Source organism: uncultured Mailhella sp., assembly GCF_905187505.1.
In the GTDB taxonomy this organism is placed as follows: domain Bacteria; phylum Desulfobacterota; class Desulfovibrionia; order Desulfovibrionales; family Desulfovibrionaceae; genus Mailhella.
Genome location: NZ_CAJJIC010000151.1, coordinates 1 through 5165 on the forward strand (window position 1 = coordinate 1; position 5165 = coordinate 5165).

Annotated in this window: 5 protein-coding genes and 1 tRNA gene; 5 read left to right on the forward strand and 1 reads right to left on the reverse strand. The window is 62.8% G+C overall.

All coding sequences use genetic code 11. The features are described 5' to 3' along the window. From QZZ60_RS10435 to QZZ60_RS10455, 5 genes are all read left to right on the forward strand, one after another. Positions 1–471, forward strand: a 471-nt coding sequence (locus QZZ60_RS10435; protein WP_295641185.1) for an ABC transporter substrate-binding protein, incomplete at its 5' end; no start/stop codon positions are given. Positions 472–645: 174 nt separating this feature from the next. Beyond that, positions 646–1539 (forward strand): branched-chain amino acid ABC transporter permease, encoded by an 894-nt coding sequence (locus QZZ60_RS10440; RefSeq protein WP_295641187.1) that lies wholly within the window; start codon positions 646–648, stop codon positions 1537–1539. Further along, positions 1539–2651 (forward strand): branched-chain amino acid ABC transporter permease, encoded by a 1113-nt coding sequence (locus QZZ60_RS10445; RefSeq protein ID WP_295641189.1) that lies wholly within the window; start codon positions 1539–1541, stop codon positions 2649–2651. Before QZZ60_RS10440 ends, QZZ60_RS10445 begins: the two co-directional genes overlap by 1 nt. Then, positions 2648–3436, forward strand: a complete 789-nt coding sequence (locus QZZ60_RS10450; RefSeq protein ID WP_295641191.1) for an ABC transporter ATP-binding protein — start codon at positions 2648–2650, stop codon at positions 3434–3436. Before QZZ60_RS10445 ends, QZZ60_RS10450 begins: the two co-directional genes overlap by 4 nt. After that, the gene (locus QZZ60_RS10455; protein WP_295641193.1) at positions 3423–4145 is read left to right on the forward strand and encodes an ABC transporter ATP-binding protein; all 723 of its coding nucleotides are present in this window, start codon (positions 3423–3425) and stop codon (positions 4143–4145) included. The genes QZZ60_RS10450 and QZZ60_RS10455 overlap by 14 nt, the downstream gene beginning before the upstream one ends. A gap of 497 nt (positions 4146–4642) precedes the next feature. On the opposite strand, the gene QZZ60_RS10460 is transcribed toward QZZ60_RS10455, so the two are convergent. Further along, positions 4643–4727: transfer RNA gene (locus tag QZZ60_RS10460), tRNA-Leu, on the reverse strand. Between the last annotated feature and the right edge of the window lie 438 nt (positions 4728–5165).

Consider the following 5165-nt stretch of genomic DNA (forward strand, 5'->3'; position numbering starts at 1 on the left):
CCCGCCTACTTCGCCGAAGGCGCCATCATCATGAAGCAGGCCCGCGAACTCGGCGGCACCTTCGTCATGATGGGCGCCGACGCCATGGACAACCCCGACACCGTCAAGATCGGCGGCAAGGCCGTGGAAGGCTTCCTCCACACCACCTTCCCCTATGACGTGAACATGCCCAACATGAGCCCCGCCGCCAAGGCCTTCACCGACGCCTGGAAGGCCGCCTATCCCGACAAGGACCCCAACGTGAACTCCGCCCTCGGCTACGTCTGCTACAACCTCATCATCGACGCCATCACCCGCGCCGGTTCCGACGATCCCGAAGCCATCACCAAGGCCCTCGCCGAAACCAAGAACTTCGCCACGCCTCTCGGCACGCTGTCCATCAACGCCACCCATGACGCCGAACTGCCCGTCGGCATCATCCAGTACAAGGACGGCAAGCGCTCCTACATAGGCGAAGCCATCGCCGAATAAGGCTCTCCGACAAATAAGGCCGGAGGTCTCCCCCTCCGGCCTTTTCCGGCGCTCCGCGCCTTTCCCCGTCCCCCCGCCACATTCACAACGCCCCGTTCCGCCCATGGCCGGACAGGAGCATTTCCATGGAGCTTCGCCGCCTTTTGCGGCGTCGCGGCCGGAAAGGGTTCCCTCATGAGTCTGGAATTATTCCTCCAACACTTTTTCAACGCGCTGACGCTGGGCTCGCTCTACGGCCTCATTGCCATCGGCTACACCATGGTGTACGGCATCCTGCGTCTCATCAACTTCGCCCACGGCGACATCCTCATGCTCGGCGCCTACTTCGTCTTCTACGGCACGACGCTCTTCTGCCTGCCCTGGCCCGTGGCCGTGGTGGTGTCCATCCTGGGTTCCGCCGGACTCGGCGTGCTCATGGACAAGATCGCCTATCGCCCCCTGCGCGACGCTCCCCGCATTTCCGCGCTCATCAGCGCCATCGCCGTTTCCTTCTTCCTTGAAAGCCTCGCCGTGGTGGTCTTCACCGGTCTCCCCCGTCCCGTGCATCAGCCGGAATGGCTCGTGAGCATCATCACCATAGGCGGCGCGCGCCTCATGCCCCTCACCCTCCTCGTGCCGGGCGTGACGGCCATTCTCGTGGCCGCCCTCCTCTACGTGGTCTACCACACCAAGCCCGGCCTCGCCATGCAGGCCATTTCCAAAGACATCGAAACCACGCGCATGCTCGGCGTGTCCGTGGACAAGATCATAGCCCTCACCTTCGCCATAGGATCCGCGCTCGCCGCCGCTTCCGGCATCATGTGGGCCCTGCGCTATCCGCAGATCAACCCCTACATGGGCGTGTTCCCCGGCTTCAAGGCCTTCATCGCCGCCGTGTTCGGCGGCATCGGCTCCATTCAGGGCGCCGTCATAGGCGGCCTCATGCTCGGCTTCATCGAAATCATGGCCGTCGCCTTCTTCCCGGAACTGTCCGGCTACCGCGACGCCTTCGCCTTCGTTCTGCTGGTCGTCGTCCTTCTGGTGAAGCCCACCGGCCTGTTCGGTGAAAAACAGAAGGAGAAGATCTGATGACCGCAGCAAAAGCTTCCTCCAGAGCCCGCAACAACACCCTTACCGTTCTTGCCATAGCCCTGCTCTTTCTCTTCCTCTGGTGGGCCGACGGCAGCATGGCCGAAGACACCGGCCTCTCCTTCCTGCCCTCCCCCCTCAACGGCTATGAAGTCCAGATCCTGAACCTCGTGGCCGTGTACGGCATCCTCGCCATTTCCCTCAACATCATCTACGGCTTCACCGGAATGTTCTCCCTCGGGCACGCCGGATTCATGGCCATAGGCGCCTACGTCTCCGCCCTGTGCGTGCTCACCACCGATCAGAAGGAAATGATGTGGATCATCGACGAGATCCTTCCCTCCCTCGCCGCCCTGCACACGCCCTTCTGGTTCTCCGTCATTCTCGGCGGTCTCGTGGCCACGCTGTTCGCCCTCGTCATCGGCATTCCCGTGCTCAGGCTCGGCGGCGACTACCTCGGCATAGCCACCCTGGGCTTTTCGGAAATCATCCGCGTGCTCATCGTCAACGCCACGCCCATCACCAACGGCTCGCTCGGCATCAAGGGCATTCCCGGCCATACGGACCTCTTCACCAGCTTCACATGGCTGCTCATCGTCGTCTTCTGCACCGTGCGGCTGCTCTCAAGCAACTTCGGCAACGTGCTCAAGGCCGTGCGCGACGATGAAATCGCCGCCCAGGTCATGGGCATCAACGTGTTCCACGCCAAGCTCTTTTCCTTCTGCCTCGGCGCCTTCCTCGCCGGCGTGGGCGGAGCCCTGCTCGGCAACCTCCTCACCACCATCGACCCCAAGATGTTCACCTTCCTTCTCACCTACAACATCCTCATGATCGTGGTGGCGGGCGGTCTCGGCTCCATCACCGGTTCCATCATCGGCAGCGTCATCATCACCGTGCTGCTCGAATGGCTCCGCGTGGTCGAAGAACCCATCAATCTCGGCTTCGTGGAAATACCCGGCATCCCCGGCATGCGCATGGTGGTCTTCTCCGTGTGCCTGCTCATCATCATCCTCTACCGCCGCGAAGGCATCATGGGTATGAGAGAGATCACCTGGGACAGCCTGGCCGCCTTTTTCTCCCGCCTCGGCTGCAAGAAGGAGCGTAAGGCATGAGCCGGAAAAACATCATTGAAGTAAGAAACGTCACCATGCGCTTCGGCGGCGTCACCGCCGTGAGCGAACTTTCCATGGACATCCCCGAAGGCAGCATCGTGGGGCTCATCGGTCCCAACGGCGCGGGCAAGACCACGGCCTTCAACGTCATCACCGGCTTCTACCGCCCCACCGAGGGCGACGTGGTCTTCGCGGGCCGCAGGATCACCGGCATGGCGCCGCACCGCATATGCGCCCTCGGCATGGCCAGAACCTTTCAGAACATCCGCCTGTTCTACAACGAAACCGCGCTGGAAAACGTCATGATCGGCCGTCACGTGCGCCGCAGCGGACACTGGTGGGGTGCGGTGCTCGGTCTGCCGGGCACACGGCGCGAAGAGCGCGACATACGCGAAAAGTCCCTTGAACTGCTGCGTCGCGTGGGCCTCTCCGCCCACGCCGACGAAGTCGCCTCCGCCCTGCCCTACGGCGCTCAGCGCCGCCTGGAAATCGCCCGCGCCCTGGCCACGGAACCCAAATTCCTGCTGCTCGACGAACCCGCCGCAGGCATGAATCCCCAGGAAAGCCTGGAACTCATGAAGTTCATCCGACAGATACGCGACGAATTCCATCTCACCATCCTGCTCATCGAGCACGACATGAAGGTGGTCATGGGCGTGTGCGAACACATATGGGTGCTGGAATACGGCAAGCTCATCGCCGAAGGCGACGCAGAATCCATCCGCTCCAATCCGCGCGTTATCGAAGCCTACCTCGGCGAGGACGTAAACAATGTTGCAGATTAAAGACCTTCATGTGCATTACGGCGGCATCCATGCCGTCAAGGGCGTGTCCCTCTCCATACCCAGAGGCAGCGTGGTCACGCTCATCGGTGCCAACGGCGCGGGCAAAAGCAGCATCATCCGGTCCATAGCCGGCCTCGTCAAGGGCGCAAGCGGAGAAATACTTCTCACCAGGCACGAAGGCGACAAGCCCATGAACCTCATAGGCCTGCCCGCCGAAAACATGGTGCGCAACGGCATCGCCCTCAGTCCCGAAGGCCGCCGCATCCTGCCTCACCTCACCGTGGCCGAAAACCTCACCCTCGGCGCCTGGTGCCGCAAGGACGAAGACGGCATCGCCCGCGACATGGAACTCGTCTACAACCTCTTCCCCCGCCTGCGTGAACGAAGCTGGCAGAAGGGCGGCACCCTTTCCGGCGGCGAACAGCAGATGCTCGCCGTGGGCCGCGCCCTCATGAGCCGCCCCGATCTCATCATGCTCGACGAACCGTCCCTCGGCCTCGCCCCCATCCTCGTGCGCGAAATCTTCGACATCATCCGACGCATCAACGAAGACGGCAAAACCGTCCTGCTCGTGGAGCAGAACGCCTACGCCGCCCTCTCCATCGCCGACTACGCCTATATTCTCGAAGTCGGCTCCGTCGTCCTCGAAGGTCCCGGCAAGGACCTGCTCCGAGACCCCAAGGTCCGCGCCGCCTACCTCGGCGGATAGGCACGGAAAAGCGGGGGCACGTTTCCCCCTCCTTCCGCCACGCGGCGTTCCGTCGGCGCAACGGCGTCCGCCCCCTTTCCTCCGCTTTCTTCCCATGCCGGCAGAAAGCGGAGTTCTTCTTTAATCGCCTCGCTTCTCCTCGTTCCGTCCCGGGAGCACGCCCCCTTCCCCGCCTTCAGACGGCTTTTCTCCGCACGCCGCCGCAGGGCCGCGCAGACGCCGCCGTTCATGCCCGGTGAAGCCTGCCTTCCGCTCCGTCCCCGACAGAGACGCAACGACGGCACGGCGTCATGTCGCACGCCTTCCCCGTCGCCTCCGCTCAGAAGCCCCCGGATGAACCCGGTACCCCGAAAAGGGAAAAGAAGAAGAAGAAGAAGAAGAGATGATGAGCAACGTCTTTCAAAGCACGCCTTCCCCGCCCCCGCGCTCTCTTCCTTCGGCGTGCAGACACGAAAAAAGCCGTAACCCTGTTCGGATTACGGCTTTTGTTCTCATACTGGTGCCCAGGGGGAGACTCGAACTCCCACGCCATTCGGCGCTACCACCTCAAGATAGTGTGTCTACCAATTCCACCACCTGGGCACAGCTGTTCTTATAGGGCAAAGCGCCGTGCTTGGCAAGCATTTTTTTTCATTCCGGCAAATTTTTGCATTCTCCCGCCCGTCGTCGGCCCGCTGTCCGCTGCGCCTTCCCCGCTCCGCTCCTTCCCGAAGGCCGGATTGAGCCCTCAGCCCGCGTCTTCCGCGCGACCCGTGACCGACGGTGAAGATCGATGCGCAAGACGGACGGTTGCGCCGCCGTCGACGCATCCCCCGCCCCCGGAAGCGCTTGGCCGCGCGTCGATGCGCAGCGGCCGCCTGCGGCAACGGAAAGGCACGCCCCGCCTGACGGCAGACAGGTTGACAGCGCTCGACGCTCCGGCTATAGTGTTCTTCACTCAACACGTCAGGGAACCGGACGGCGGTCACGCCGCCAACCCCGCCAGGTCCGAAAGTAAGCAACGGTAACGGTTGTTGCCGG

Bases quoted from the DNA above. Each gene is read 5' to 3' on its own strand.
- QZZ60_RS10440 (WP_295641187.1), top strand. From the start codon at position 646: ATGAGTCTGGAATTATTCCTCCAACACTTTTTCAACGCGCTGACGCTG.
- QZZ60_RS10445 (WP_295641189.1), top strand. From the start codon at position 1,539: ATGACCGCAGCAAAAGCTTCCTCCAGAGCCCGCAACAACACCCTTACC.
- QZZ60_RS10450 (WP_295641191.1), top strand. From the start codon at position 2,648: ATGAGCCGGAAAAACATCATTGAAGTAAGAAACGTCACCATGCGCTTC.
- QZZ60_RS10455 (WP_295641193.1), top strand. From the start codon at position 3,423: ATGTTGCAGATTAAAGACCTTCATGTGCATTACGGCGGCATCCATGCC.